Genomic DNA, 26,919 nt, shown 5'->3' with positions numbered 1-26,919 from the left:
GGGGCAGGTTGTATTCATCATTGGTAAAGGAAGTTTAAGACCACCGTTCGCTGCGTTTCCAACAAGCCAACGACCCATCCTCAAAAACCAGACATTCAGGTACCCGCCAATGGCCACGATTGTATTGGCCGTTTGGTATCGAAATCCTTCGCTCAGCTCGCGCGCCAAAAGAGCCACGCCCATATCGGACCGCAAGTGAATGAGCTGCACTGCCGAGGCGCGTTCGCGCGCCATCATGACTTCTTGGATCAGCGCAAGTTCGGGTTGTCCGGGTCTTGGAGAAGCTGGTGATCCGACAGCCTGGTCTCAGGTTTTCTTTGTAATTCACCGCAGGCAATCTACTTGGTTTGTCAGACGGTTGAATCTTGCTGTGAGAGTGAGGTTAGGACGTGCCCCAACCGACACTACTGCAGTTAGCCTATACATATATTTTGACGCTGTGACGTTTGCTAAGACCGCAGGTTAAGCTCATGTGCCTGTGCATCTGAAATCCGGCCGATCAAGGGTAGTTGCCTCCGATGATCCTCGAACTGGCAAAAGACTTTTTTCGCATCAAGGCCTTTGCTTACACAAAGGGCCAGCTCAGGTTTGTGGCATCTCTTCACAACATACCGAGCGAGTTTCGGATGGGAACCAACACTGTGGTTGTGAATAGCATTGAGGATATTGAAGAAGTCTATCAAACATACAGAACAAACCTGTTACAACGAGGCTATGATGAAACAACGGTCGATGTTGCGCACATTGAAGAGGCAAAAGACGGTAGATTATTTTCTCTTGTGCAGTACCGCAACCTGGACAAATCTGGTGACATAATTAGCGAAGAATTCGCCAGCTATTTTCTTGAGAGATTGGACCAAGACATTTTGCGCATTCAAGCCGTAGAGTTCGTGGATGTGCCCCACCCGGAGCTTCTTGCAGAATGGCTTAAAAGCGAAACATCGGAGCTATAGACGGTTGTCTGATCTTTGGTCCATGATGGCTGCCGTTCGAGGTCGTGAACCTTTCAAGAGCGCCGCGTTTGCCTAAAGGATTGCTGTGAGTGCAGTTTGCCAGTGGCTATTTGGAAGCTAATCCAGACGTCCAGTAACTCAGGGGCGTTCGGCTATCAATTTTGTTTCAAGCAAACGAACAAATTCTCTGCCTAGAAGGCGGGGGTAAACCCGCTCTACAATGCATGAGCAGATAGTCGTCAGGTATCCGGCGTGTGGAAATCACCGCGGCCGCATCAAAAGTTTTGTGCTTTTAGCGGATCCGCGAAGAGTGTTCTTCCTATAACGCAGCAAATCTTCCCCAAAAAGACTATACGGAAAGCGCCGCACAACTTAAGGTAGTTTGAGTGATAAGTTCAGGGAAGCGAAGCATGCTCCAGCCGATGATAACGGACCTCAGCGAGAGAAACTGGGCTAGCGAAGCGCAGATGCTTCGCACCCTTAACACGTTTGCGGTTGATTTGATGTCGATCCCAAACGTGGAGGATCTGTTCTGGTACGTCGCGCAGAACGTAGTTGGAAAACTTGGGTTTGTTGATTGCGTCATCTACAGTGCCAATGATGTGCAAACGGAACTAACGCAGGTGGCAGCATGGGGAGAAAAAAACCCCTTTGCTCGGAAAATCATCAACCCGCTCGTTATTCCGTTTGGACGCGGCATCACCGGGCAAGTTGCTCACAGCGGTCAGCCGATCATCGTGGACGACCTTTTGGCCGACGAAAACTACATAGCTGATACGCAACCGGCACGTTCGGAGATTTGTGTGCCACTCACGTCGGCAGGTCGGGTGGTCGGCGTCATCGATAGCGAACATCCCGACGTAGCGGTATTCAGCGCGCCGGAACTGGAAATCTTGAGTACAGTTGCAGCAATGACGAGCGCAAAACTGGAGTTGCTTGCAGAAGCGCAAAGGTCGCGCGAGCGATATGAGGACCTTGTGGCAGCGCACGCTCAACTGACGCAGGAAACACGCAGCAGAAAAGCATTGGAAACCAAGCTTTTTGAAGCGCGCAAGCTGGAAGCGGTCGGATGGCTGACCGGTCGCTTCGCACATGAGTTCAACAATTTGCTGACCGTGATTTCGGGAAATATTGAGCTACTAGAATATGGTGATCCATCCTCTGAAAAAACGGACAGCCTAGGCAGCATCAAGACTGCATCTGGGCGGGGTGCTAAACTGATCCAAGACATGCTCGCCTTCGCACAAAGAACACGCTTGGACCCAAAAGCCCTCGATTTGAATGACGTGGTTGCAACCTTCTGCAAAGATTTCGAACACACACTTACAAGGAAGGTCGAGCACAGTTCGGCGCGTGATCTTTGGCCAGTATCGGTCGATCCTATGGCAATGGAGAATATGCTTCTCAATCTGACACTGAACGGTGTTGATGCGATGCCGAACGGCGGTCGCCTTAGGATCAGGACTGAAAACGTCTTCCACACTCTTCCAGAAGGCAGGCATTTCCCATCCGAACTCCCACCCGGACGCTATGTCAGGCTGAGCGTTTCCGACCAGGGTTCAGGGATTTCTGAAGATCGCGTTCAACAGATCTTTGACCCGTTTTTCACGACCAAGGCTGTTGGTGAGGGCACAGGCCTTGGGCTCTCGATGGTTTTGGGGGTCATGCGCCAATCGGGTGGTACTGTTGCTGTCCATAGCAAAGTTGGACAAGGTTCAACCTTTGAACTTTACTTCCCAACGCGCTCCTCCAGTGACGATAGCGTGACATCCATCGAATACTGACAAGGGTTTTGTGTTTGCGCGTTTTGATTGGAGGACAAGGGAATGAATCTCAGGGCAGCTTTGAAAGGTTGCCGCTGATCGACGCTAGAAATCTGTCCTCCACAAGCAGAACAGAGCAAAGAAAAACGGCCGACCAAATCGGGCGCGCGGCGCGCGAGATCGGTTTTTTCAGAATCATAGGACACGGGATCGACCTGGCCCTAGTCGAAAAGACCTATCAGGCAGCCGAGCGTTTCTTTGCCCTGCCAGATTTCAAAAAGCGGCAGTACTACATTGGCAATAGCACAAACCATCGCGGTTACGTGCCATTTACGGAGAAGGGTGACTACCCGGACGAGATGAACCGAAGCTACGAAGCGTTCGATCTAGGGCTGGATTTACCACCAAACGACCCAGACTACACGGCGGGCAATCGTCTTTTGGGTCCGAATGTTTGGCCCGACGTCTATGGATTTCGGCAAACAGTATCGGAGTACTATAAACAGATCTCCGCGCTGGGTCAGCGAATGTGCGCAGCACTCGAGCTGCATCTGGGGCTCGTCCCCGGAAAAATGACTGACCACATGACCAAACCGATATCGCAATTGCGGCTGCTGCACTACGTGCGCCAGAGCAATGGGATCGACGCTAAGTCGGTCAACATGGGGGCACATACTGACTACGAGTGCCTGACGCTACTACATACCCGAAACGCCGGGCTTCAGGTCATGAATGCCGACGATCGCTGGATCGACGTGCCTGTTGATCCGCGGGTTTTTGTGGTGAACATCGGAGACATGCTTGAGGCATGGACCAATGGTCTTTTGCGTTCAACACCGCACCGTGTGCTGAATCTGAGCCCCGAACGCTTCTCGATGCCTTATTTCGTTGCCGCAAACTACGACACAATCATCAGCCCCTTTCCGGAACTGATCAGTGAAGGGGGGCGTCCCCAATACGAACCTTTCAAAGCAGGCGTTCATCTGGAGAGGATGCTGCGCAGGGACTTTCCATATCTTAGGGATTCCAGCCAAAGCGACGCCGTTGATGATCAATCAAGCCAACCGAAGTCCATTAAGAACCCATTCGAAAATCGAATGAGCCGGAGTGCGTATTAAATCATGCCAACTTTGGATGCGATGATTGCCGTTTCCTTGGCCGGTCTTGCTCTGAGTGCGAGTCCCGGCCCATCCATGCTGTATGTTCTGTCGCGAACTGTAGGCCAGAGCCGGAAGGCGGGCCTCGCCTCTGCACTGGGACTATGCTTGGGGGGGATCATTCTTGCTGTAGCCACAGCACTTGGGCTGGCCACAGTTTTCCAGACGTCAGACTGGGTGGTCACCACCCTGCGCTATGTTGGGTCCCTCTATCTGCTGTGGCTCGGATTTGACATGATCCGGAGCGCGCGGGCCGAAGCAAAAGTTACACTCGGTGTTGAAAAAGTGCAGCAGCAGCCCCTCACTGCAATTGTCTGGCAAGGCGTCATTGTTGAAGTGCTGAACCCTAAGACGGTTCTGTTCTTTGCTCTTTTCCTGCCGCCGTTCATCAATGCAGGCGACGTGTTGTCTGCTGGCGCAACTGTACAGGTACAACTTTTGGTGCTTGGTATTCTGGTGCCTCTGACAGCCATTCCATCAGACCTGGCCGTCGCCTACATGGGCGGCACGATGGCCAATGTAATGAACAGGGAAAGGGCGGTGCGCGAACGAATGGCCTGGTGCGGTGGCGTCGTTTTGATCGGGATCGCGTTGAATTTGCATTTGCAAATCCTTTGATGACGCCTGGGTTGAGTAGACTCTCATCAGGTTAGTGGACAGGAATGGGAAGTAAGTCGAATATTCGCAAAGCAAATGCTAAGCCTGCCAGTGATCCCTACCTCCAGAATTGTCTTGATCTCGCGCCTGCAGGGAATGACCGAAAATGCCCAAAACTAACGCTGCATTGTCAAAACCTTCGGCTGTGCAGCAGCCTAAAACTCTTTTGGCTTCAAGTGACCGTCTTCTGTGAGGTCACTCTCTTTGTAGCCTATCTCAAGCATCATCCTGCGCCGCGCGGCGGGCAGGACGTCACCATTCTCTGTAAGGTCTTCGGGGGCATAGCCCATACCTATGACCAGCTGACGACGCGCCGCTGGCAAGGGTGCGCCCTCGGGTGTCCAATGAGGACCAGAGCCTTCCAACTTGGCATCAATACAAGCTCGATGCGCAGTCAGGCCCATCCACCCGCCTCCATCTTCAAAACAGAACTCAAGACCATCGCGCGCCGTCACCATTTCCCGGCAAACATAGCAATATCCTAAGAAATCGGCGGGCAATTCCGGTTGCTGCTTGGGCGGCGTATAGGGTGCCGAAGGCGTGAGCCGGACCACTAATGCGTCGAGCGCCTCGTGCCATTCCTCTACGTCGTCCTCCCACAACTCGGCTAACTCCGACGTGGTGCGAACATGATCTATTAAGGTCCTGGCCTGCTCCAGAACGTCCTCAGACACTGGGCGCAAACTGATATGCTTAGCCTCTGGCAGGTCCGCAGGAGGCCGTCCTAAACCGGCCGCCAGCAAGTCAGACGCCCCGAGGGCCACACAGGCGTCGCCAACCGCCAAGTTTTCTGGCTGAGAGGAGAAAGCCATCACGGTTTCAATCGCAGCGTCGAAACTCGATAGGCCGTCTACATAGTCAAGGGCGTCATCATTGCCAAAACTGCCCGCGCTCCAGGTGCCCATATGTTTCCTCACTCAATGTCCTGTTCAGAAATTACATGGGAATTCGGGCAGGTTTGTGACCAGCCATACTCCAGCGACCTTGTGCGCCCCTGCAAGCAACCAAGTCCAAACAGTTCCTTCGCGGCTTGGCTGATACATTGCTTCGAAGCGGGACAAAGCTATCGTTCGTTTTCTGCAGCGCACGTCCATTTCAGCCTGTCGCGTATGAAAAACCAGAGTCGACGAGTAAACGCCACCGCCGTTGTCGATGGGTATAGAAAGACTTTGCAAACATGGTGACAGGACGTGTGAGGAGGCCGGCCTCTATAACGACGCGATCCGTATAGCGGGTGCCCGAGCCGTCTGCCTGCAAGGTGATCAAGTGATCCCAACGTTTGATGAGCGCACTATGCCCGTTGTCACGGATGATCCTGGTCCCCTCGGGTGCGCGTGGATGGGAAATACTGATGGTTTGACGCCCGATTGGACAAATGCCACGCCAGAACATGCTGACGACATAGTCGCCTTGGTGCCATCTTGGCGGGAACTGGTCCGGATTGACTGGATGAAACTTGAGAATTGGATGAGCAACAAAATGGAGTAGCTCGGGTTTTTGAACCTCTGCCCAGACCCGCTCCATCGATGCTTCTAGGTAGCAAGAAACTACAATCTCCCCCATGGAGAGCAACGTGTGGTCGGCACATGCTTCTATCAAGTCGCGGGCATGCGCTTCGAAGCACAATTGAGTACACCGCCGACCTTTGTGCTGCGTGTCGCATTTGCAATTTAGCGGTCGTTTGCAGATCAGGGCGTATCGTTCATGCTCCGACCGATGAAACCTTACAATGAGCCCATTTTGCGGTATGCTGCGGATCTGTGAATTACAGCTTCATTCGGCATTGCCTGCTCAATCAGCCAACACGTCCAACGGCCTAGCTTGCGGCTGCGTATCGCTCCGCGAACACTGCGATCCAAATAAAACGCTAGGATTTGCCTGATCGTCAGTTTAGGATTTACCAGTTACAAAATTGGCAGCGATGCGCGCAAGGTGCTGAGGAGAGCTATCTTCCAGAGTCTGGGCTGATATCCGTTTCTCTGCTGCAAGAGAGGCAAGACCATGGACAACGCCCCAAGCGGCTAAGGTTTTCTCTTTAAGTTCGACGTGCGCCTTTATCGGAAGGGCCGCAGCGATGGACTGGCCAAGGATGTCGTATGCTTTGCTGGATACGGCGCGTAGGTCCGCGTTCTCATCCAATCGCGTACCAGTCGCGAACATCAGCCGGTACAAGCCGACATTGTCCTGTGCAAAGACCAAATAGGCTTCTGCCAAACCGGCAAGGGTGGCTTGGTCGCGCTGCGCTATCTCAAGCGCGGAGGCCAGACGCTCAAAACCACGCACTGCAAGCGCGGTCATGAGGTCAGATTTTGTCCGAAAGTGCGCATGCGGTGCCGTCGCGCTCACGCCAAGCCGTGCGGCCAGCGCACGTACGCTGGGAAGCGCATCAGGCGCGCGGCGCAAATCGTCTTCTGCCGCATCGAGCAGCGCATCGCGCAAATCTCCATGGTGATAGGTCGTTTTGTTCATCTTCCTCTCAACTGTGCATTGCAAAGTTAGCAGTGCATAGTTATCTGAATGACAGATGGAAAACGAAAGGTCAAATTCATGACTGCTGCATCTTTTCGGTCGTCTTTGCGATGGTTCCACGTTGTCGGTGGACTGATCGTGGGTACCTATCTTTACTCGCCATGGTCTGCGAATGCCGCATTTGCCGTCCTAACACTATATGTTGTCACTCCGGCACTGGTTCTAAGTGGTATCGCCATGTGGAAGCAGGGTGTTTTGATGCGCTTGTTCCGCCGCATCGGATGACACCGCCGTACGTACAGGAAGCCGCCTTAGGAAAGATTGGCATCGCTGCAGGATAAACCAAACACTGTTGCACCCAATCGTTGAAGACAGACCTTTGCTAAGCGGCAGCAAAGTGGTGCTTTGTCCGCATCTAAATTGTTCGATGGAGCTGCGCAGAAATGACTGCTTCGGTTCAGGCCATCTTGACGTCTACGGACATCCGGTCTGGTGACAAATGCTGTGCAGCAGTAGGTGTACTGCAGCCGCAGGGAGAAGCTGCGTAAGCGGAGTGTCAAAATGCAAGGTCGATTTTGTCCGCGATCCGCTCACCAATTTGAACAAGGGTCTTACTCTTGCGGCGAAAGTCCGGTCTGGTGAGAGACGCCGCAGCGCTGGGATCACTCTGCCAACGGCAGCTCAGGGCGCCTCCGTTGCAGAGCGGGTCATACCGATTGAACATGCTGCCGCCGATCCAATGACTGAGGTGAGCCCATTTCGACTAATTATGAAGTGCGCACTTAGGGCTACTTTTAAACAAATAACAGTTTAGCCTCGCTTTCTGTAGGCGGCGGCTTTGGCCCGGTTTCCGCAGACCTCCATGCTGCACCACCGCCTTTTGTGGTTTTTGCTCACATCCCTGAAAAACAGCGTGCATTTTGGCCCCTCGCAGTTTCGGACATGCGCGAAATCCGCGGTTGCGACCAACTCTGCACAGGCTGCTGCAATGCGGGGCAAAAGATCATCTGCTGTTCGCACGTGGTGAATGAGCTTGCATTCAAACCCACCCTCTGCATCAGGGCTGAGCCGGAGGGATTGCTGACCCGCTGACATGAGTTCGTTCAGCCTTTGGATGATCGGATGATCCGGGGGTACGTCACCGGCCTCGCTCGCAGCGCGCACGAATGCTCTGAATTCTTCACGAAACGTCCGTATTTGTTCGGCGGCCCGGTCGAGATCAGCTTTGACAGACGGGGCCCGGAGGCTGGTCGTTTCATCCGCATCCAAGAGACCAGATTGAACAAGCCAGTCCAACAGATCGTCACCGTCCTCGAGCCATTCGAATTCAACCGCCCTTGGCGCTGCAATCGAGTTCAGAAAATCCAACGCTGCGCTGTCTGCGATGAAGAATGGTGCGGGGCGCATATTCGACATTGTTGGCTCCTCTTGTCTGTTGGGTCGCGTGTCGAGAAATGTGAGCTAATAACCGTCAATGAGCCACTTTGAAAGTTACTATATCGTGATTTGCAACCGGGAGAGGCTATCGCCCATCTAGTAACTGTCAAAAATACTTTTGAAAGGTTACTAGAAATGCACACCCAGAACGTTGTCGGTCCGATCGCCAGCGCGTTGCTGATGATCTCGTCTGCCCTGCCGGGCTGGGCGGCCGAATTGCAGGGCCAGGTGTCTTATGACACTGTCCAGGTCGGAGATGTCTCCGTCTTCTACCGAGCCGCAGGGCCCGAAACCGCACCGACCATTCTGCTTCTGCACGGGTTCCCCTCCTCTTCTCATATGTTTCGAGACCTGATCCCGGAACTAGCTGAGAATTATCGGGTCATCGCCCCTGATTATCCAGGCTTTGGGCAGTCTTCGGCCCCGGATGCGGCAGCCTACGATTATGACTTTGACACCTTGGCTACGACTATCGCGGAGTTCACCGAAGCGCTTGATCTGCCGAGTTACACGCTGTTCATGCAGGATTTTGGCGGGCCCGTCGGTTTTCGGCTGGCAGAGGCCGACCCGGCAAAGGTGGACGGGATCATCATCCAGAACGCGACCATTCATGCGCAAGGATGGAACCCCGACATCGTCGCTCAGTTTGCGCCCTTCTGGGAGAATAGGACAACGGAAACCGAAGCGCCGGTGCGCGGTTTCTTCGCCGCCGAAACCACCAAGTGGCAATACACCCAAGGTGCCAGCCTGGCGCATCGTATCAACCCGGATGCATGGGTGAGCGATCAGGCCGGGCTGGGCCGTCCCGGCAACCACGACATCCAGCTGGAATATCTTTGGAACTACCAGGACAACGTCGCTCAGTACCCTGCCTGGCAGGCCTATCTGGCGGAACAGCAGCCAGACACACTGATCGTGTGGGGCCGCAATGATCCGTTTTTCCTGATCGACGGCGTGGACGCCATTCAGGACCTCGTGCCAGCCGCTGAGGTTCATCTGTTCGATGCTGGCCACTTCGCGCTGGAGACACACGCAACCGAGATCGGCGCGGCGGTACGTCGCTTCATGGCACGCTGATCGAAACCTCTTTTTTGACCAAACTGGAGTCCAAAACACATGACCAAGATCCTTCATATCGTCGCCTCCCCTCGGGGCACGGCATCGCAATCGACCGAACTGGCTGAGGCCTATCTGAAAGAGGTACTGGAGGAAGATCCATCCGCTACAGTGGACACTCTGGAGCTTTGGAAGGCGGATCTGCCCGAGTTCGACGGTGACAAGGCCGCAGCCAAGATGACCTTTTTCGGGGTTGGTGACATGGGCGCAGCGCAGCAATCTGCTTGGGATCAGGTTGTCGACATCACAACCCGTTTTGCCGACGCAGATGTCTATGTGATTTCTGTGCCGATGTGGAACGGCGGCGTGCCCTACAAGCTCAAGCATTACATCGACATCATCACCCAGCCCGGGCTGCTGTTCGGCTTTGACCCCGACGCCGGCTACACCGGCTTGCTTCAGGGCAAGAGGGCTGTTGTGGTTTATACGTCTGGCGTCTGGGCGCCGGGAGCTCCGAAAAAGTACGGTAGCGATTTCCACTCGGAATATCTGGCCTGGTGGCTGGACTTTATAGGTGTCCAAGAGGTCAGCAGTGTACGTTTCCAGCCGTCTTTGCTGACGCCTGACCCTGAGGGCGATAAGACTGCCGCCCTTCAGGAGATGTCAGAACTGGTGCGCGTAAAAGCCTAACCAGTCCCGACTCTGCCTTCTGACCCTTGTCCCGCTGCCCAGCACACGGCAGCGGGACGTGACCAAGAGAGCTTCAGGACGGCAAATATGGCGCCTGCAGTGGTATGCCCGCTTTTGACGAATTGAATCAGGTTCTCGTCTTCACCACTTTTGTCTCAGGTAATGAGATGCTTGCAGATGGTGGAGCCGCGACCACCCAACTCTATGGAGTTTGACGTTGGTGGGCGATAGTGATCGTTGCTTGCCGACACTTGACGTTTCGACGCGGACCTTGATGCAAAGCGTTGCAGGATCAGTTTTATCATCCTGATCGTGGCAGCGGCGGTTGGCATCATCGCACTGTTACATTCTGTCTTTGGGATGAACAGGCGGACAGCACTTCCATTCACCATCGAAGCGGTGAACGCGCTGGAACGCGCAACCGAGGTGGTGCTGAAACCTGTCGATAAGATGCTCGACTTCAAGCCTGGGCAGTTCGCGTTTGTTGAAGTCGAAGGGAAGGGCTGGAACGAGCCGCACCCATTCACAATTTCCAGCGCGCCGGGAGAGGACCGATTGCGGTTCACCATGAAGGTGCTGGGAGACTGGACCCGGAAGGTCCGCGAAGAGTTACAGCCGGGTGGTGTAGTACAAGTACGCGGGCCGTATGGTCGTTTCGACACGACCAAGGCAGGAAAAAAACAAATCTGGCTGCGTCAATCCACTGAGCTTGAGCTCTCAACATTGATACCAAAGTATCTCCATCTGAGCGACGCCAAGGACGTTTGACAGCGTCAGGGTCCATCATTGGTATGAGCTTTCCGGAGGCAACTAAGGCGTTCATCTGGCTGAGGCTGACGACCTACAGCGGACCCCGAAAGCTCTGAGAGCCTGTCTTGCTCTTCAAGTGCTCCGAGTAGCCCGGCAATTGCGGGAAAGCTGCGCGCCAACCCGCGCCAAAAGCCGCCAATCTGCTCTGGGACGGGTGCATCGGCTGTTGCTGCGAAATCAGCAAGCACAACGTTACTGGGTGCATTCGATACAACTGGTTCAGCGTAGCAACGACAATTGTGGGCCTCGCCTGGATGCCCGCCCTCCGGAGGTTCGTTCCATTGGAACACGCGGTCGTCATAGACCGCATGGCTGTCACGTACCTTGGCATCATCTCGGGGAGGCGGCCCAAACCGGACATTCAACGCGTAATCCAGTTGCTGCAGTTGCAGCCCGCTTTGCGGTCATTTACTAAAAGCGCGAAACATCGGCTTGCCCTGATCACGTCCCTTGCGATCGGAGGTGGGGCCGCGCGTGAAGCCGGCTCACTGGCGATCGTAGAACCGGATGAAACGATGACAGGGTATCTGTCTAACAGCTGTATCGACCGGGACATTCAGCATAGCGCGCTGATGGCGTTGCAGGCCAATTGTAAGGAGGTTGTTCGTTACGGCGAAGGATCACGGTTTCTTGACTGAAACTCCCCTACGGCGGGGCGCTGGAGCTTTTGATTGACCCCGCACCTAACCGCGAGGTGCTGCTGAAAGCAAAGTAGGATTTTGATGTGCGCAGACAAGCGACGCTGCACTTTTCCGGCGGTGGGGCTGACAAAAAACGCTACAGCTTTACCTACGAACCGCGTGTCCGGCTATGCTTGGCGGGGCGCGGCGCAATCTTTCGGTCCATGGCGCATCTTGGCCATGCAACCGGATATGAGGTTGCCCTGATCTCACCAGACACCGAAGATCTGGCCGCCACACAGCATCTTTCAACACAGGCGCCAATCCATCTGACGTCTTTTGATAAGGCCCTGGACCTCAGCGGCCTCGACCAAAGAACCACGTTCCTGACCCTGCTTCACGATCACGATTGGGAACCCCATCTGTTGCTGAAAGCGGTACGGACATCCGCGGGCTTTATCGGTTCGCTCGGCAGTCGATGCACGCACGCGATGCGGTGTGAAACGCTCTTTGGTTTGGGGGCGAGCAAAGCTGACATCAGCAGATTGAAAGGCCCAATCGGGTTGGTCGGATCACTGAGGGATGCGTCAGTGATAGCGGTCTCTGCACTGGCAGAAATCAATTTAACGTTCCCCTCGCAGCTTGCAGAGGTTCACATAGCAAGCTCAGACGGTTCTGAAGACAGATTGGCTCAGACCGTGTGAACGAGATCCTCACTATTTTCTTCAGCTTTCAGAAATCCAAGCACGCGAACGCGTCGCCCCGCGATTGGTTAACTCACCGAAACTGCTTATCGTCCCGAATAAGGCGCGCGGCCACATCAACGATGTCGGCCACACGCTCGGCATAGATCCCAGCCTCAGGCTGCAACATCTTCATTGACCACATCTGCAAAGGATTTGAAGAACTTTGCCGCAAGCTTCTTTGCTGTGCTCTGGATCAGGCGGCTGCCCAATTGGGCCAGCTTGCCACCGATTTCCGCTTTCGCCTGGTAGCGCAGGATCGTTGTGTCGCCGTCAGCTGTCAGGGTGACCTCAGCGCCACCTTTTGCGTGACCCGCCGCCCCGCCATTGCCCTGACCGGTCAGGGAAAACGCATCCGGTGCGCCGCTTTGATCAAGAACAACGTTGCCGCCAAACTTTGCTTTGACCGGGCCGACTTTCAGCACGACCTTGGCTTCCAGTTCTGTGTCAGAATGCTTGATCAGCTCTTCACAGCCCGGAATGCACTGTTTCAACACCTCCGGGTCGTTAAGGGCCGCGTACACTTGGGCTTTGGGTGCGTTGATGGTGATTTCGTCGCTGAGTTCCATATTTCTGGTGTCCTTTTCTTAGCAACAGGGAAAACGAACATTGTCAGCCTGCTCAGGCGTCATCTTTAGTTTTTTGAGAACGGCCTTCAGTCCCACGACGATGCGCATCATTGTGTGGCCTCCGTCTCTTTGGACGTGAGGGCTGCGTAATCGTCCGGTGTGTCGATATCGGAGTAAAAGCCATCCGCAGTAAGCGGGGCGCATTGAACAAGATCCGGTTCATCACGAGTAAGACGCATACAGCCCGGGCGTTCGGAGTTTTCGGTAAGACGCGAGCGTATGGCACGCGGGATAATGATAGGATTGCCCCGATTGATGCCGCGTTTTGGTACGGTGATCTTTATGGGGTCCTGCACGCGGTGCCAGTGCACAAGCTGCATCAGGTTGTCTGCTGACAGGCACGGTTGATCGGCCAAGCCAATGAGCAACACATCCGCATCCGGTGCCACAGCGACACCAGCCGCCACGGAACCGGGCTGGCCTGCCTCAAAATCGTCATTGTGAGCAAATTCAATCGGTAGTCCTGCAAGTGCATTGCGCACCGTGTCGGCCTCATGTCCGATCACAACGGTCAGCGGCGTTGTCAGAACCGACAGGTAGGTTTCTGCCAGATGACGCACCATGGGTTTGCCCGCCACGGGCAAGAGCAGCTTGTTTTGCGCACCCATGCGCCGCGACAGGCCAGCGGCCAAAAGAATTGCGGCGACACTATCCATGTGTCAGTGCCGTCTTTGCGCGACGGACCTGCAGCAACTGCGCCAGGATCGAGAGCGCGATTTCTTCGGGCGTGACAGCGCCAAGATCCAATCCTGCTGGCGCATGAACTGTCCGGGTTTTGTCGGGACCGATCCCGCCGTCTTGGAGTTTGTTGGCAAGCGTCGCAAATTTCCGACTGCTGCCGACGAAAGCCACATAGGCGGCGTCTGCTGACAGCGCAGACGTCAACGCATCGAGATCGCCCTGACCTTGTGTTGCGATGACGATAAATTTCTGTGGCCCGCCCTCATCCTGCGTAACAGCAGATGAGACCGACCAGTGAAACTGCGGCGCGAGCGTGCTGAGCGCTTGCGCGACCGGCGATGTACCCATGACCACCAACTCGGGCATGGGAAGACAAGGCTCGATAAAGATGTCGACGGTGCCGCGCGAGGGACAGCCATTGCGTGCAAAGTGCGTGCCTTCAACGGTATCGCCGGGCGCGACACCTTTTTCAGCAAGCATATCTTCCGGCGCGACAGAGATGAGTTGCGGCGCACCGCTTTGCAAGGCGTCAAGCGCCGCGCGTTTGACCGCACCGCGCGTGCATCCCCCGCCAAGCCAGCCATGAACAATGGTGCCATCCGCACTCAACAGCGCCTTGGCCCCCGGCTTGGCAGCTGTCGCCCCCGCTGTACGTACGATAGTTGCAAAGGCAAAAGGCACTTGCTGCGCGCGCAATTGCTGTGCGGCATCCGCCAGATCGGTGTCAAGGATCTCTGCCGGGCTCATAGCGCTGCCAATTCGGGTTCAAGCGCCGCCAGATCGTCCAGCGTATTGGCCGCTTGGAACAGATCAAGGTGCGGCAACGCGGCGGCCATGCCACCAGCCACGGGTGCGTAGTCCCGCCACCCTTTCAAGGGGTTGAGCCAGACCATCTTGCAACCGCGTTTCTTGAGTTTCGTCAGTGCGGCAGCGATGTGTTCGGCCGGTTCGGTATCGCACCCATCCGAAAGGATCAGCACAACTGACCGCCCATCCACGAACCGTTTGGCATAGGTATCTGCGAAGCGTTGCAGAGACGGCCCGATTTTGGACCCGCCCCCGAACCCGTTCGCCATCAGCGACATCCGCCCAATGGCGCGCATGGTGTCTTTGTCGCGCAAGGCCTCGGTGATCCGTACAAGGCGGGTGTGAAACAGGTAGGCGTCCGTATCTTTATCCGCGCGCATCAGACCCGCGAGGAACGCCAGAAACACCTGAGCATAAACGCTCATGGACCCCGACACGTCACATAGCGCTACGATCTTTCGGGTCCGGTCGGGCCGGCGCTTGCGCATCAGGCGCAGAGGTTCCCCGCCTGTGGACAGGCTGCGCCGGATCGTCTTGCGAAAATGCAGCCGGTCCCCTTTGCGGGCCGCGATGCGGCGGCGGGAGCGTTTGTCGCGCAGGGCTGCACCCATGCGTCGTGCAATGGCCTCGGCCTCAGCAATTTCTTCGCCGCGGACCAGATCGCGCAGGTCACGGCGGCTGAGGTTGCGCTGTTCCGTCGCGATCAGCTTGCCCGTGCCATCGCTGTCGGCTTCGCCGTCTTCCGTATCTGGAGTCGTGGATGTCCCGCTGGCGCTCGCATCCTCACCCTTACCATCGCGAGAGCTGTGGGCATCATCGGTCATGGCCGCGTGCAGTTTGGGGATGATGCGTTGCTTCACCCGGCCCGCATCCATCCAATAGCTATCAAAAAGCGCGTCGAACTGGTCCGCCTCTTCCTTACTGCCTGTGCAAATGGCGCGCAGAACGCGGCGGCACTCGTCGGGGGCGGCAGCATTCACATGGGTCAGCGCGGTCAGGCCAAGGTCTGCCTCCGCCACGCCTAGACGCAAGCCGTTGTCGCGCAAATGCGCGATGAACCCCACAACCCGCGCGGCTGGTCCTGGGTCACGGGACGCAAAGCGGGTGACGCGGCTCATGCGGCTTTCCCTGCGATCCGTGCCGCGACTTCAGACGTGATCTGCGCCTGATCGCTTTGGGTCTTTAGCAAGGTTGTCAGCGTGGATTGCAGTACAGCCGGATCATCGGTCAGATCGGCGATGCCAAGCCCCATCAACGCCGCCGCAAAATCCAGCATCTCGGCAATGCCGGGGGTCTTCTCCAACTCCTCCTCGCGCAGCTTTTGCACGAAACCGATGATCTGAGCGGCCAAATGCGCCTCAACCTCAGGGCAGCGGGCCTGAAGGATCGCAAGTTCTGTTGCGCGATCAGGATACTCAACATACGTGTAAAGGCAACGACGGCGCAGCGCGTCCGACAGGTCGCGGGTGCCGTTGGATGTCAGGATCACGATGGGTTTGCAGGTGGCCTTGATCGTTCCAAGCTCTGGGACCGAGACTTGGTAATCGGACAGAACCTCCAACAGGTAAGCCTCAAATTCCTCATCCGCGCGGTCGATTTCGTCGATCAAAAGGACGGGTGGCGCGTCCTGTGTGATGGCCGCCAAAAGCGGGCGCTCCAACAGGAACTCGCGGGAAAATATCCGGTCCTCTACGGCTTTGCCGGTCTCGCCATCCTCGGCCGCCGACCGGATGGTCAGCAACTGGCGCTGGTAGTTCCATTCGTAGATGGCTTGTGACGCGTCGAGCCCCTCGTAGCACTGCAACCGGATTAACTTGGTACCTTGGGTCAGGCTGAGGGTACGGGCGATTTCGGTTTTCCCGACGCCAGCCGCCCCTTCCAGCAAAAGCGGGCGTTCCAGTGACAAGGCCAGATGCAGCGCCACTGATAGATCGTCGGACGCGACATAGTTGTGCGCCGCCAGCGCAGTTTGAAGGGTGTTCCAAGTCATCGAAGTCTCCGTGGTTGGGGCGCGCGGGGGAGAGGCCGCGCGCCCCACCGTTACGCCCTAGTCGTGCAGGCCAAGTTCATTGGCTGTCTTCCAGATCCGCCAATGATCATGCGGCATGTTGGTATGCCGGTTGCCAAAGGCCCGGAACGCATCTTGGACTGCGTTAGAGAAGCAGGGCACGCCGCCCACATGCGGGCTTTCGCCAACGCCCTTCGCCCCGATAGGATGGTGCGGTGAAGGGGTCACGGTGTAGTCGGTCTCGTAATTCGGGACCTCCCATGCCGTTGGCAGGAAAAAGTCCATGAGCGTGCCGGTCTTCACGTTGCCCATATCGTCATAGGCAATCTCTTGCCCCAATGCGACGGCGAGCGCTTCGGTCAAACCGCCATGCACCTGCCCTTCGATGATCATCGGGTTGATCCGTGTTCCGCAATCATCCAGCGCGTAGAAGCGGCGGATATCCGTGACGCCCGTGTCAACGTCGATGTCCATGACGCAGATATAGGCCCCGAACGGATAGGTCATGTTGGGCGGGTCATAGTAGCTGACCGCTTCCAGACCAGGCTCGATCCCCGGAATGGCTTGGTTGTACGCCGCGAAGGCGATTTCTTTCATGGTCTTGAACCGCTCAGGTGCGCCCTTAACGACGAACCGATCCACATCGAATTCGACGTCGTCGTCATGCACTTCGAGCAGATAGGCTGCGATCATCTGCGCCTTGGCGCGGATTTTGCGGCCCGCCATCGCCGTTGCCGCACCGGCAACCGGGGTCGAACGGGAACCGTAGGTGCCCAGCCCGTAGGGTGCGGTATCTGTGTCGCCTTCTTCGATGGTGATGCTATCCGCAGGCAGACCAATCTCGGACGCGAGGATTTGTGCGAATGTCGTCGCATGGCCTTGCCCCTGAGAGATGGTGCCGAGCCGCGCAATCGCAGATCCCGTGGGGTGGATGCGGATTTCGCAGCTGTCGAACATGCCAAGGCCAAGGATGTCGCAATTCTTGACCGGGCCAGCGCCCACGATTTCGGTGAAGAAGCTGAGGCCGATGCCCATCAACGACCGGGTTTTCCCAGCCTTGAAATCCTCGACCCGTTGCGCTTGCTCGGCGCGCAACCCTTCGTAATCGACAGTCTTCAGGGCCTTGTCCCAAGCGGTATGATAATCGCCCGAGTCATATTCCCAACCAAGCGCCGCCGTGTACGGGAACTGCTCTTTCTTGATAAAGTTGATCCGGCGCAGTTCTGCCGCATCCATGTTCAGCTCAATCGCGAGGACTTCGATCATGCGTTCGATGAAATACACCGCCTCGGTCACACGGAACGAACAGCGATAGCTGACGCCGCCGGGGGCCTTGTTGGTATAGACGCCATCGACCTCAAGGAACGCGGTCGGGATGTCATACGACCCAGTGCAAATGTTCATGAACCCGGCAGGGAACTTCGTTGGGTCGGCGCAGGCGTCGAACCCACCGTGGTCGGCGGTGACATGGCAATGCAGCCCGGTGATCTTGCCCTCTTTGGTGGCGGAAATCCGGCCCTTCATCCAGTAGTCGCGGGCGAAGGCGGTGGTCATCAAATTGTCCATCCGGTCTTCGATCCATTTCACCGGCTTGCCCGTCACGATAGAGGCGACGACCGAACACACATAGCCCGGGTAGGCCCCCACTTTATTCCCAAACCCGCCGCCAATATCGGGGCTTATGACCCGAATGTTGTGTTCTTCAATCCCGGAAATCAGAGACACAACCGTCCGAATGGCGTGCGGCGCTTGGAACGTGCCCCACAGCGTCAGCTTGCCGTTGACCTTGTCCATCGACGCCACGCAGCCGCAGGTTTCCAGCGGGCACGGGTGGGTGCGGTGGTAGTACATGCTTTCTTCGGCAACCACTTCGGCATTGGCAATCACCTCTTCAGTTGGCTCTTTGTCGCCTGCTTCCCAGGTGAAGATATGGTTGTGGTGCTTGCGCGGGCCATGCGCGCCATCGGGCAACGACCCGTCTTCGGCCACCAGATCTTCGCGCAGGACAACATCGGACTCCATTGCTTTGAACGGGTCCACAATCACTTCAAGCTCTTCGTATTCGACCTCAACCGCCTCAATCCCATCGGCGGCGGCATAGCGATCTTCGGCAACGACAAAGGCGACCTCCTGACCCTGGAACAGCACCTTGCCGTCAGCCAGAACCATCTGCTTGTCGCCCGCAAGGGTTGGCATCCAATGGAGGCCCAGCGGTTCGAGGTCTTTGGCGGTCAGCACAGCCAGAACGCCCTTCACTTTCAAAGCGGCCTCGGTGTCTATGCTCTTGATCCGCGCATGCGCATAAGGAGAGCGTACAAAGTCGCCAAACAACATGCCGTCCAGTTTGACGTCATCGACATAGTTGCCCTTGCCCTGCGTAAAGCGCGCATCCTCAACCCGCTTGCGCGAGCATCCCATGCCTTTGAGGTTGGCGACGCGATCTTCGCGGCTGTCTACTTCGTCTTTCATTCTGCGGCCTCCTTCGCGGCTGACATTTCGGCGGCTGCGGCCTGAATGGATTTCACGATGTTCTGATACCCGGTGCAGCGGCAGATATTGCCAGCCATACCAAAGCGAATTTCTTCCTCTGTCGGGTTGGGGTTCTCTTCGAGCAGCTTGGTCGCTCGGGTAATCATCCCGGGCGTGCAATATCCGCACTGAAGCCCGTGATGTTCCTTGAATGCGTTTTGCAGCGGATGCAGGTCGTCCGGCCCACCGATGCCTTCGATGGTGGTGATGCCCTTGCCGTCGGCTTGTGCGACAAACATGGTGCAGGCTTTCACTGATTTGCCGTCAATCGTGACGGTGCAGGCCCCACAATGCGAGGTTTCGCAACCAATATGCGGGCCGGTGATGTTCAGCCGTTCACGCAGCGTGTAAATCAGCAATTCGCGCGGCTCGGCGAGGAATTCCTCCTCTTTGCCGTTCACGGTGATGGTGTAGTGCTGTTTCTTTGACATATCCGTACCTTTTATGCTCGTGACCAGGCGCGCTCGATCGCGCGGCGCAGGATCACGCCGGCGACGTGTTTTTTGAAAGCGACAGGGCCGCGATTGTCTTCGGTCGGGTCGATATCGCCCAGCATGGCCGCAATCGCTGCTTTGATCGCCGCATCATCCACAGATGTGCCGACCAGTGCGGCGCCAGCATCTTCGGAATAGATCGGCGTATCGCTGAGGTTGGTCATCGCAATCGACGCGGACACGCAAGACCCGCCGTCTTTCACAATCTGCACAGCAGCTGCGGCAGTGGCGTAGTCCCCGATCTTGCGCTTCTGCTTTTCGTAAGCATAGCCGCCCTGGGGCGCGGGGATCATAACTGCGGTCAGAACCTCTTCGTCCTCGCGCGCGGTCATGTAGGCAGCTTCGTAAAAGTCACGCGCAGGAATGTCCCGTTCGCCCTCAGCGCCAACGACGGTAAAGGCGGCATCAAGGCACTGCATCAGGCCCGGCATGTCATTGCCCGGATCACCGTTGGCGACATTGCCACCGACAGTCCCCATATAACGCACCTGCGGATCCGCGATTTGCAGCGCCGCTTCACGCAGGATGGGTGCAGCGGAGGCCAGGCCGTCGTGATCGATAATATCATGCTGCGTGACCATCGCGCCGATGCGGATGCTGTCGGCTGTCACGGCGATGTCAGACATCCCGCCCACATCCTGAAGGTCGATCAGGTGCGGCACATCCGCCATGCGCAGCTTCATCATTGGAATAAGGCTATGACCGCCGGCCATGACGCGGGCGTCGTCACCGTGTTCTTCCAGGATCGACAGAACGCCTGCCATGTCCTTGGGTCGATAATACTCGAATGCCGCTGGTATCATCGGCTCTCCTCCCTAAAAGCGATTCAACTTGCTGCAGGGCAGGAGTGCATACGCCCCTATGCCGAGGCTTTAGAAAATCAACGAAAAACAGGCATTTTGCACGAGTTGCGCCTCAGGTTGCACGAATTGCACCGACCTGCGACGCCAGAGCATCCTGTATCGCCTTAAGCTTGGAACGGCTTACCGGGGCCGGGGGTGTTTCAGCACCTTCGAACACGCATTTGCCGCTGTCTTTGGTCCGCTCAAATCGGACGACATGCTCAGGATTGACCAAATAGCTACGATGAGTTTGCAGAAAACCCAGCGGGCAAAGCCGTTTCATGGCTTCCGTCACTGACCACGTACAAAACAACCGCTCGTCCTGGGTGTAGACCTGCGTGTAATGTGCATCTGCCCGAACAAAGACGACATCCCTGGCCGACACGAAAACTTTGCCGCCGTCACGCTCGCACGGAACCTGCAAAAGCTGCGTTTCGGTCTTGGGCAGGCCGTTTTCCTGAGGCTGCGCAGCGCCGTCTGCCGGGCGGGGCAGATATGTAACACCGACCCAAAGACAGGCCCCGAATATGACGAAACTGAAAAAGATGACCCCAAGGGCAAGTGTCTCATTGCTCATAAGCGGACCAAACTCGGTGCCATCCGAAACCGCCACAAATTCGGTCCCGGCCATTGCCAAAAAATGGACGCTCGCCACCGCGACAGCAAAACAAATAGTGCCGAGAAAAATGTTCCGATTGGTCCTTTGCCCATAGGCAATGCCAAAGGCCAGAACGCAAAGCAGAACGGCCACCAGCGACGATACGACAACACCCAGCGGTGTGTAGACAGCCCGGCATAGCTGCAGCCCTGCCATGCCAATATAATGCATGGCAAGAACGCCCACACCCACAATGGCTCCTGCCAGGGATACTGTGAAACGGGTGCGATGCGTGAAATGCAGGATGATCAACGCGGCCCCGACAATAAGGATCGCCGTAAGCGCTGAGATCAGCGTAATCGCTGCATCGTAGTAAAACAGGATGGGCATCTGCAGCCCAAGCATGGCAACGAAATGCATGGCCCATATCCCGCCACCAAGCGCGATGGCAGCCAAAGCAATCAGTGCCTTCTTCTCGAAGTCAGGTTTTGAACCAAGGTCGCGTGTCAAAGACAAGCCAGTGAACCCCGCGACCAACGCCACCACGCAAGACATGGCGACAAGAAGGATGTTATGGCTGACCTCGAGAAGCTCCATGCGCCCAAATTGAACAAAAAAACGACACTTGGCAAACGCTGCTGGCGGGCATCACCCCACAATTTTTCGATGGCGCTTTGGAGGCTCAGGTTTGTTGTTAGCTTCTTCAATTGCAGTGTTGACGACCAGTGTCCCACCTCGCCCGCAGCCCGCATCATGCAAAATCGGCATGGCGGATTCTTGAAGTTACCTCCTAGGCAGATGCAACAAATCTATCATTGTGAGCGCACGCAGCACCAATTCAAAACTTCCATAACGGCTCACTTCTGACGACTGATGCAGTGCCGCGCATTGTGGTAAGCTGACTTCGGTCAACATCGAGTTGTCGTTATGGGAGGGAATGGCGGATCGGAGGATACGTCATGGAAACACCAAATTTACCTGCCATTCGCGCACTCCGCCCCGCATGGAACAAGGGGCGTATCGTTGGCCAGAAGCGGCCGCTGAAACCAAAGCATGTCTGGGCCATTCGAGTTCGCCTTGAGCTGGCCGAAAATCATCGCGATCTTGCTTTATTCAACATGGCAATCGACAGCAAACTGCGTGGCTGCGATCTCATGAAAATGAAAGTCGTCGATGTGATGGCGTCCGGCCAGATCAAGGAACGGGCGTCGGTATTGCAAAGCAAAACGCAGAAGCCGGTTCGTTTTGAAATCTCCGAAGGCACCAGAGCCTCGGTTGAGAGATGGATGGAAGACGAACTTATGGTAGGCTCGGAGTACCTTTGGCCTGGCCGCTTTCATGAGCGCCTGCTCATCTCAACGCGACAATACGCACGGATTGTCCGAGACTGGGTGACCTCGATCGGCCTTGAGGCGAGCGCTTACGGCACCCATTCAATGCGCCGAACTAAAGTCACCCAGATCTACAAGAAGACGGGGAACCTTAGAGCAGTTCAACTCTTGTTGGGTCATACCAAGATGGACAGTACAGTCAGATATCTTGGCGTGGAACTCGAGGATGCTCTGGCTATCGCCGACCTGTAGGTCGTTTCCGGCTACCCCGAAGCCTTCCTTGAGCATCTTCGACGCCAGCAGTGACCCTGGATTGGCAGCAATGAACACCGGTCCGTCAGGATGGGTTGCGGCCATCTGAGCCGACCACACCTGCGTGGCCGACACGGCACTCTGGCTGATCTACCCGCAGGCAAACGTTCTCTCTGCGAAGGTGCAAGTGTTTATGGACTTTCTCTTAGACCAGATCGGGAAAAACCCTGAATGGCACGGGGGAACTCTGTAAGGGACACTTCAATTACTAAGCCGCCGTTCGAGCTGCGCGCAGCATTCGACACAATGGGCTCACTGCGGACCTCGGAGCAAACGCAGCATTGTGTGATATGTTGCCGTGGTCAACGTCGGGTTGTTGTGGGAGTAGCCCGCCTACCTGCTATTCACTGCGGAAGCAAAATTTCTAGGTCTGCAAATGGGAAAATCGCGACCGAAGTGAGATTTCGCTGCATCTAAGGCAATGTCGCTTTCCGATTTTCGCGCGGTGTAGACTGAGGATCATGATAACGGTCAGAACTCGTTCAAGGACCAGTCGTATTGGTAGCGGCTGACCCGAGACTGAGCGGCAATCGCGGCGGCCAATTCTGCTTCTGCTACACCCTGCAAGCGCCGGAGGACGTCCGCTTCGTTCGCACCGAAATCCTCTTGGAACCAAATGTATATTTTCGAGAGCGTCAGGCTCCCGTTTGGTGCGACACTGACACCACGAAAACTATTCACATATGCGTGTTCGGCCTCTGTCAAATCGCGCTCCAGCGTAGCCGCCCGCCAGGCACGGTCCATCAGGTTCGGACATCCCGCCGCAGCGCAGTTCAGCGCATAGTGGATGCGAGGTTCTTTGAAGACGGGACGAATGATGCGATGTTCAATGTCGTTTAAGGTCAAACTCCTGCCCCCAACTGTTGTAACGGGACGGTCCCAGGGTCCGAACGATAAGAATCCATCGTTGATGTCACGAATGGACGCGACAGGATAGCTCTGCAGGATCACCTCTACCGTTTCTGCATTGTAGAGGTTGATCCAGAATGCCAGTTGCTCATCCCGCGACAGCGCATTGACGTCCGTGTCTTCAAGCTCCGCCAAGTAATTCTGCAAGCGCGCTCGGTCAGCTTCCGTTACAGTTTCATACGCGACGCGATTTATACCCTGTACGTCCTCACGCACATAGTTTTGAAGAAACTCATCCCACGGTGCGTGATCAACACGCGCCTGAGATGTTTCTTCATAAGCAGCAAAACTAGGTGCCAGAAGAGTTGACTGAGGCAAGGCTACGCGTTCGATACTCGCACAAGCACCAAGGAGCATCAAAAGGGAGATGAGCAGAAACTTCTTCATATCGGTTTTCCGCGACGGCGCATTTCCGCAGCACGTTCACGGCCTTTCATTTGCTTAAACTTAGGAGAAGGTGGAAGTCCGTAGTATGGCGTGTCGGTCATCTGGCCGGTCGCAGCGCTCCACCACGTCTCTTTACCATCCGCATTGAGAGAGACGGGTTTAAACAGATGTGCGTCACGCTCAGCGTTGAATTCGCACATGGAAACTGGTCCGGTACTTGTCGCCACCATGAAAACACAGGCCTCACACCGCTCTGTCACCAGAGCTTTGGCATCCATTAATGAGTGCAGAACCACGCTCATTCTTGAGACGCGCCCGCGCCCGGCCCACAACCCGGATCGCAGTCGCCAGATCATTTTCAGCAATTCTGTAGCAAAGCGCAGAACCATAATTGGGTCGCACAAAGGTGCTTTTCGGATCATGTCGGGAAGATCGGCGACAACCCGTCCTGAAGTGTCGACATGTTCCAGAGTACTGATAACCCGTTTGAGCAAGGCCTTGTTTGCCAGAAAAGACACGGCCCGATCTCCGGATATGGCCAGATGGTCGTAGCGGCTGCACTCAGAGTGGCCGATACCCATCTTTGAAGGAAAATCTACGTTGAAGCCCGCGCTAATATGATCCGATAGAACGTCCTGCGTCAGTGCGATGTCGCGCTTGTCAGCAGCACCCCGTCCGGTGTCAGCTTGCATCTGGAACGACACAAGCGAAACATACCGGGCCTGGCTGCGGAAGAACTGGCACAGTGCCGGAACTTCGGCGAGATTCCCCGGGTAAACAGTTGTATTGAAAAGAATGCGCAAGCCAAGATTTCGAGCCCTTCCGATGTAGTCCTTGCGCACCGCGTTCAGTGCACTTTCGCTCTCAAAACCGACCCGTTCCTGCGTGAGGTCAACGTGAAACGCGACATCGTTTAGGCCGGCCTGCGCGAGACGGGCCAGGAATGGTCGGTTTGCACGAATGCCATTTGTCATCAGGCACGAGCGCATGTTTAAACGTCGGATTTCCTGACAAAGGGCTTCGATATCCTCGACTTTCCGCAAGGTAGGGTCGCCGCCAGTGATTTGAATTGTTGCGCCAGGGCCATAACGCCGATGAACCATCGCAATGCGTTGAAAAAGCACAACCAGCGGTACATCATAGGCTTGCTCGGCATTTTCGGACAGGTAACACAAAGTGCAGTCGAGGTTGCAGCGTTGCGTGATTTCAAGCGCCACGCAAGCCACAGGGAACAGGCGTCCTGCGACCTGAAACTCATCGAACTGGCCCGCAGCCTTCAACCCTTCTCGAAGCTGGCGACGTCCGTGCTTGCCGGAGCAGTCCGCATTCATCTGTCTAAGCTTTTTGTTCGTTTCATAGACAACACGCTATTGTCGCAGTCCTGCCCTGCACAGCGTGTCTCACAACAAGTTCAGAGCTTTTGTTTGCCATAAGACGATGGTCTTGAGTTCAACGGCTTCAATTGCCCTGCGCAAATTCAAGCCTGATTCTGCGCTTTTTGTTCTGTTTCAGCAGCCCGCATTATCAGCTTTCGCTGCGGCGGCACTTTGGTTTAAGCCATTCTATTTTTGTCGTTTTGGGGCACGGTTTTGATGAACAAACGACTCCTTTATTGGCTTCTTTGTCCGAACCATACACTGGCAAGCGCAGGAACCATACCGATGAGTTGAGGATCGTTCAGGGTCTGGTCCAAGATAATCCACCCAAGAAGCACTGCTGCTACTGGACTCAGGTGCCCCAATGGTGCGACCCCTGATGGCCCAAGCAAGGCGATGCCTCGAAACCATAGGACGTAGGTTACAACTCCTCCGATCAGCGCGAGATAAAGGAAACATGCAACAATCTTTATGGAGAGTTCAGGCAACGGAGGTTCAAACAGAAGCGCCATTGGCAACAGGATCAGCCCGCCCGCGGTAAGCTGCAATGCGGTAAAAGTCAGCGGCGAAACCGAGGGCTGCTAGTTCTTTGTGAGGACTGTCCCGAACGCCATGGAAGCCGCACCGCCAAAAGCGGCAAGTATGCCAATTGTATCCAGCGTCGCACTTGGTGTGGCGACAAGAAGCCCGACACCCACGCTCCCGCAACCACCGCTGCAGTCGATACTGTCTGTTCCAGCATTTGACGCGCGAGAAATAGGGCAATCAATGGCTGAACAGCGCCGATGGTCGCCGCTACTCAGCTTGGTAGCCGATAGGCGGAAACGAAAAGCAGCTACCACAAGACAGCAAAATTTCGAGCGCCAAGGACAAAGGCGCGGCCGATCCACCGGCCAGACGGCAGTGTCCGCACGACGAGCAACAATAGGAGGCCTACTGGCAGGGCGCGAAGCGTCGCCGCCGCGATCGGATACCCATCTGGCAACAACCCGGTTGTGACAATGTAGGTGCTGCCCCAGACGGTTGGGGCAAGCGCGGTCAGAAGGACATTGAAGGTAAGAGACATTTGGTGCCTCGCATGATGTCTCGACGTCAAGATATGTCTCGACAGTGTGGAAAATATGGATGCTGTCGATAAAATCTTGGAGCAATGGTGTGTGGCAAGACCCGACCTTGATGTCGCTCCAATGGGTCCTGTTGGACGCTTTTCTCGTGTTTTTCATCACATGGCCAACCGTATGGGCGAGACATTTGCCCGACATGGACTGACTGCAGCGGTCTTTGATGTTCTCGCAACACTTCGTCGGACACCGCGCCCGCACGCCCTCTCACCCGGAGAACTGATGTCTTCCATGATGATCACGTCGGGCACGATGACGAACCGCATCGAACAGCTTTCCAAGACCGGCTTGGTTTTACGGTGTAAGCATCCCGAAGATGCCCGGCGCGTTGTGGTAGAGTTGACAGGAAAAGGGTTAAACCTGATGGATGCCGCGCTCGCTTAGCACGTGGCGACATAGAAATCGCTCTTGGCCGTTCTGTCGGATGAAGAAGTCAGGCAACTCGATACCGTTCTCTCGAAGCTTCTGAAGTCCAAAGAAGGCTGATTTGGGCGTGCTCGGGAGCGGTATGTAGCTTCACAAATGCAGCGTTATATTTGG

General features: G+C 55.9%; 27 protein-coding genes and 1 pseudogene. 12 read left to right on the top strand and 16 right to left on the bottom strand.

The window, feature by feature from the left end; all coding sequences use genetic code 11:
• Nucleotides 1-518: 518 nt before the first annotated feature.
• The 4 genes from RA29_RS07690 to RA29_RS07675 all read left to right on the top strand — a co-directional run bounded on the left by RA29_RS07690 (nucleotide 519) and on the right by RA29_RS07675 (nucleotide 4,491).
• The gene (locus RA29_RS07690; protein ID WP_039684668.1) at nucleotides 519-953 is read left to right on the top strand and encodes a hypothetical protein; all 435 of its coding nucleotides are present in this window, start codon (nucleotides 519-521) and stop codon (nucleotides 951-953) included.
• A gap of 410 nt (nucleotides 954-1,363) precedes the next feature.
• Nucleotides 1,364-2,737, top strand: a complete 1,374-nt coding sequence (locus tag RA29_RS07685; protein WP_082029479.1) for an ATP-binding protein — start codon at nucleotides 1,364-1,366, stop codon at nucleotides 2,735-2,737.
• A 14-nt stretch (nucleotides 2,738-2,751) separates the two neighbouring features.
• Nucleotides 2,752-3,834: a 2-oxoglutarate and iron-dependent oxygenase domain-containing protein gene (locus RA29_RS07680; protein WP_241462570.1), complete on the top strand. Its 1,083-nt coding sequence runs from the start codon at nucleotides 2,752-2,754 to the stop codon at nucleotides 3,832-3,834.
• A gap of 3 nt (nucleotides 3,835-3,837) precedes the next feature.
• Entirely contained in the window at nucleotides 3,838-4,491 is a 654-nt protein-coding gene (locus RA29_RS07675) for a LysE family translocator (protein ID WP_039684666.1), read from the top strand.
• 194 nt (nucleotides 4,492-4,685) lie between these two features.
• Here the strand turns inward: RA29_RS07675 and RA29_RS07670 are convergent, their stop codons facing one another.
• From RA29_RS07670 to RA29_RS07660, 3 genes are all read right to left on the bottom strand, one after another.
• Nucleotides 4,686-5,435 carry a DUF4259 domain-containing protein gene (locus RA29_RS07670; RefSeq protein ID WP_039684665.1) on the bottom strand — a complete coding sequence of 250 codons (750 nt, stop codon included), beginning with the start codon at nucleotides 5,433-5,435 and terminating at the stop codon, nucleotides 4,686-4,688.
• 190 nt (nucleotides 5,436-5,625) lie between these two features.
• Nucleotides 5,626-6,054, bottom strand: coding sequence for a hypothetical protein (locus RA29_RS23390; protein ID WP_152612992.1), 429 nt, complete (start codon nucleotides 6,052-6,054; stop codon nucleotides 5,626-5,628).
• Nucleotides 6,055-6,420: 366 nt separating this feature from the next.
• The gene (locus RA29_RS07660) at nucleotides 6,421-6,999 is read right to left on the bottom strand and encodes a TetR/AcrR family transcriptional regulator (protein WP_052249538.1); all 579 of its coding nucleotides are present in this window, start codon (nucleotides 6,997-6,999) and stop codon (nucleotides 6,421-6,423) included.
• A 78-nt stretch (nucleotides 7,000-7,077) separates the two neighbouring features.
• Here RA29_RS07660 and RA29_RS22815 point away from each other — a divergent pair, with 78 nt between their 5' ends.
• Nucleotides 7,078-7,284 (top strand): hypothetical protein, encoded by a 207-nt coding sequence (locus RA29_RS22815; protein WP_152612965.1) that lies wholly within the window; start codon nucleotides 7,078-7,080, stop codon nucleotides 7,282-7,284.
• 525 nt (nucleotides 7,285-7,809) lie between these two features.
• Here the strand turns inward: RA29_RS22815 and RA29_RS07655 are convergent.
• Nucleotides 7,810-8,415 carry an ABATE domain-containing protein gene (locus tag RA29_RS07655; RefSeq protein WP_039684661.1) on the bottom strand — a complete coding sequence of 202 codons (606 nt, stop codon included), beginning with the start codon at nucleotides 8,413-8,415 and terminating at the stop codon, nucleotides 7,810-7,812.
• Nucleotides 8,416-8,571: 156 nt separating this feature from the next.
• Here RA29_RS07655 and RA29_RS07650 point away from each other — a divergent pair, with 156 nt between their 5' ends.
• The 5 genes from RA29_RS07650 (at nucleotide 8,572) to RA29_RS21805 (ending at nucleotide 12,316) form a co-directional block, all read left to right on the top strand.
• On the top strand, nucleotides 8,572-9,513 hold the full coding sequence (locus RA29_RS07650) for an alpha/beta hydrolase (protein ID WP_039684659.1): 942 nt from the start codon (nucleotides 8,572-8,574) through the stop codon (nucleotides 9,511-9,513).
• 39 nt (nucleotides 9,514-9,552) lie between these two features.
• Nucleotides 9,553-10,182 carry an NAD(P)H-dependent oxidoreductase gene (locus tag RA29_RS07645; RefSeq protein ID WP_039684656.1) on the top strand — a complete coding sequence of 210 codons (630 nt, stop codon included), beginning with the start codon at nucleotides 9,553-9,555 and terminating at the stop codon, nucleotides 10,180-10,182.
• 312 nt (nucleotides 10,183-10,494) lie between these two features.
• Nucleotides 10,495-10,950 (top strand): FAD-binding oxidoreductase, encoded by a 456-nt coding sequence (locus RA29_RS07640; protein ID WP_152612964.1) that lies wholly within the window; start codon nucleotides 10,495-10,497, stop codon nucleotides 10,948-10,950.
• A 323-nt stretch (nucleotides 10,951-11,273) separates the two neighbouring features.
• Nucleotides 11,274-11,630 carry an XdhC family protein gene (locus RA29_RS21810; protein WP_193743493.1) on the top strand — a complete coding sequence of 119 codons (357 nt, stop codon included), beginning with the start codon at nucleotides 11,274-11,276 and terminating at the stop codon, nucleotides 11,628-11,630.
• Between the two features lie 86 nt (nucleotides 11,631-11,716).
• Nucleotides 11,717-12,316: an XdhC family protein gene (locus RA29_RS21805; RefSeq protein ID WP_052249535.1), complete on the top strand. Its 600-nt coding sequence runs from the start codon at nucleotides 11,717-11,719 to the stop codon at nucleotides 12,314-12,316.
• 155 nt (nucleotides 12,317-12,471) lie between these two features.
• Here RA29_RS21805 and RA29_RS07625 read toward each other — a convergent pair whose 3' ends face one another.
• From RA29_RS07625 to RA29_RS07585, 9 genes are all read right to left on the bottom strand, one after another.
• The gene (locus tag RA29_RS07625) at nucleotides 12,472-12,924 is read right to left on the bottom strand and encodes a carbon monoxide dehydrogenase subunit G (RefSeq protein WP_039684652.1); all 453 of its coding nucleotides are present in this window, start codon (nucleotides 12,922-12,924) and stop codon (nucleotides 12,472-12,474) included.
• A gap of 107 nt (nucleotides 12,925-13,031) precedes the next feature.
• Nucleotides 13,032-13,640: a nucleotidyltransferase family protein gene (locus RA29_RS07620; protein WP_039684650.1), complete on the bottom strand. Its 609-nt coding sequence runs from the start codon at nucleotides 13,638-13,640 to the stop codon at nucleotides 13,032-13,034.
• Nucleotides 13,633-14,412, bottom strand: coding sequence for an XdhC family protein (locus RA29_RS07615; RefSeq protein WP_039684648.1), 780 nt, complete (start codon nucleotides 14,410-14,412; stop codon nucleotides 13,633-13,635). The genes RA29_RS07620 and RA29_RS07615 overlap by 8 nt, the downstream gene beginning before the upstream one ends.
• Complete coding sequence (locus RA29_RS07610) at nucleotides 14,409-15,590, bottom strand: VWA domain-containing protein (RefSeq protein WP_039684646.1); 1,182 nt, start codon at nucleotides 15,588-15,590, stop codon at nucleotides 14,409-14,411. Before RA29_RS07610 ends, RA29_RS07615 begins: the two co-directional genes overlap by 4 nt.
• Nucleotides 15,587-16,462 (bottom strand): MoxR family ATPase, encoded by an 876-nt coding sequence (locus tag RA29_RS07605; protein ID WP_039684644.1) that lies wholly within the window; start codon nucleotides 16,460-16,462, stop codon nucleotides 15,587-15,589. The genes RA29_RS07610 and RA29_RS07605 overlap by 4 nt, the downstream gene beginning before the upstream one ends.
• Before the next feature lie 57 nt (nucleotides 16,463-16,519).
• A complete protein-coding gene (locus RA29_RS07600; protein WP_039684642.1) occupies nucleotides 16,520-18,949 on the bottom strand; it encodes an aerobic carbon-monoxide dehydrogenase large subunit in 2,430 nt (809 codons plus the stop codon).
• Nucleotides 18,946-19,440, bottom strand: coding sequence for a (2Fe-2S)-binding protein (locus RA29_RS07595; protein WP_039684640.1), 495 nt, complete (start codon nucleotides 19,438-19,440; stop codon nucleotides 18,946-18,948). The genes RA29_RS07600 and RA29_RS07595 overlap by 4 nt, the downstream gene beginning before the upstream one ends.
• A gap of 11 nt (nucleotides 19,441-19,451) precedes the next feature.
• Nucleotides 19,452-20,306: a xanthine dehydrogenase family protein subunit M gene (locus RA29_RS07590; protein WP_039684638.1), complete on the bottom strand. Its 855-nt coding sequence runs from the start codon at nucleotides 20,304-20,306 to the stop codon at nucleotides 19,452-19,454.
• A gap of 112 nt (nucleotides 20,307-20,418) precedes the next feature.
• Nucleotides 20,419-21,540 (bottom strand): MHYT domain-containing protein, encoded by a 1,122-nt coding sequence (locus tag RA29_RS07585; RefSeq protein ID WP_039684636.1) that lies wholly within the window; start codon nucleotides 21,538-21,540, stop codon nucleotides 20,419-20,421.
• Between the two features lie 362 nt (nucleotides 21,541-21,902).
• Between RA29_RS07585 and RA29_RS07580 the strand changes: the two genes are divergently transcribed.
• On the top strand, nucleotides 21,903-22,526 hold the full coding sequence (locus RA29_RS07580; protein WP_039684635.1) for a tyrosine-type recombinase/integrase: 624 nt from the start codon (nucleotides 21,903-21,905) through the stop codon (nucleotides 22,524-22,526).
• 531 nt (nucleotides 22,527-23,057) lie between these two features.
• On the opposite strand, the gene RA29_RS07575 is transcribed toward RA29_RS07580, so the two are convergent.
• From RA29_RS07575 to RA29_RS07565, 3 genes and pseudogenes are all read right to left on the bottom strand, one after another.
• The gene (locus RA29_RS07575) at nucleotides 23,058-23,882 is read right to left on the bottom strand and encodes a DUF547 domain-containing protein (RefSeq protein WP_039684633.1); all 825 of its coding nucleotides are present in this window, start codon (nucleotides 23,880-23,882) and stop codon (nucleotides 23,058-23,060) included.
• Nucleotides 23,879-25,213, bottom strand: a complete 1,335-nt coding sequence (locus RA29_RS07570; protein ID WP_052249534.1) for a radical SAM protein — start codon at nucleotides 25,211-25,213, stop codon at nucleotides 23,879-23,881. Before RA29_RS07570 ends, RA29_RS07575 begins: the two co-directional genes overlap by 4 nt.
• A 278-nt stretch (nucleotides 25,214-25,491) precedes the next feature.
• Nucleotides 25,492-26,324, bottom strand: a pseudogene (locus RA29_RS07565) (EamA family transporter).
• Between the two features lie 55 nt (nucleotides 26,325-26,379).
• Between RA29_RS07565 and RA29_RS07560 the strand changes: the two are divergent.
• Nucleotides 26,380-26,763, top strand: coding sequence for a MarR family transcriptional regulator (locus RA29_RS07560; protein ID WP_342666393.1), 384 nt, complete (start codon nucleotides 26,380-26,382; stop codon nucleotides 26,761-26,763).
• Nucleotides 26,764-26,919 lie beyond the last annotated feature (156 nt).

The sequence above is a fragment of the Tateyamaria sp. ANG-S1 genome (genome assembly GCF_000814025.1).
Classification (GTDB): Bacteria; Pseudomonadota; Alphaproteobacteria; order Rhodobacterales; family Rhodobacteraceae; genus Tateyamaria.
Note: the sequence above shows the minus strand (reverse complement) of the source record. Positions and strands in the feature narration are given on the sequence as shown.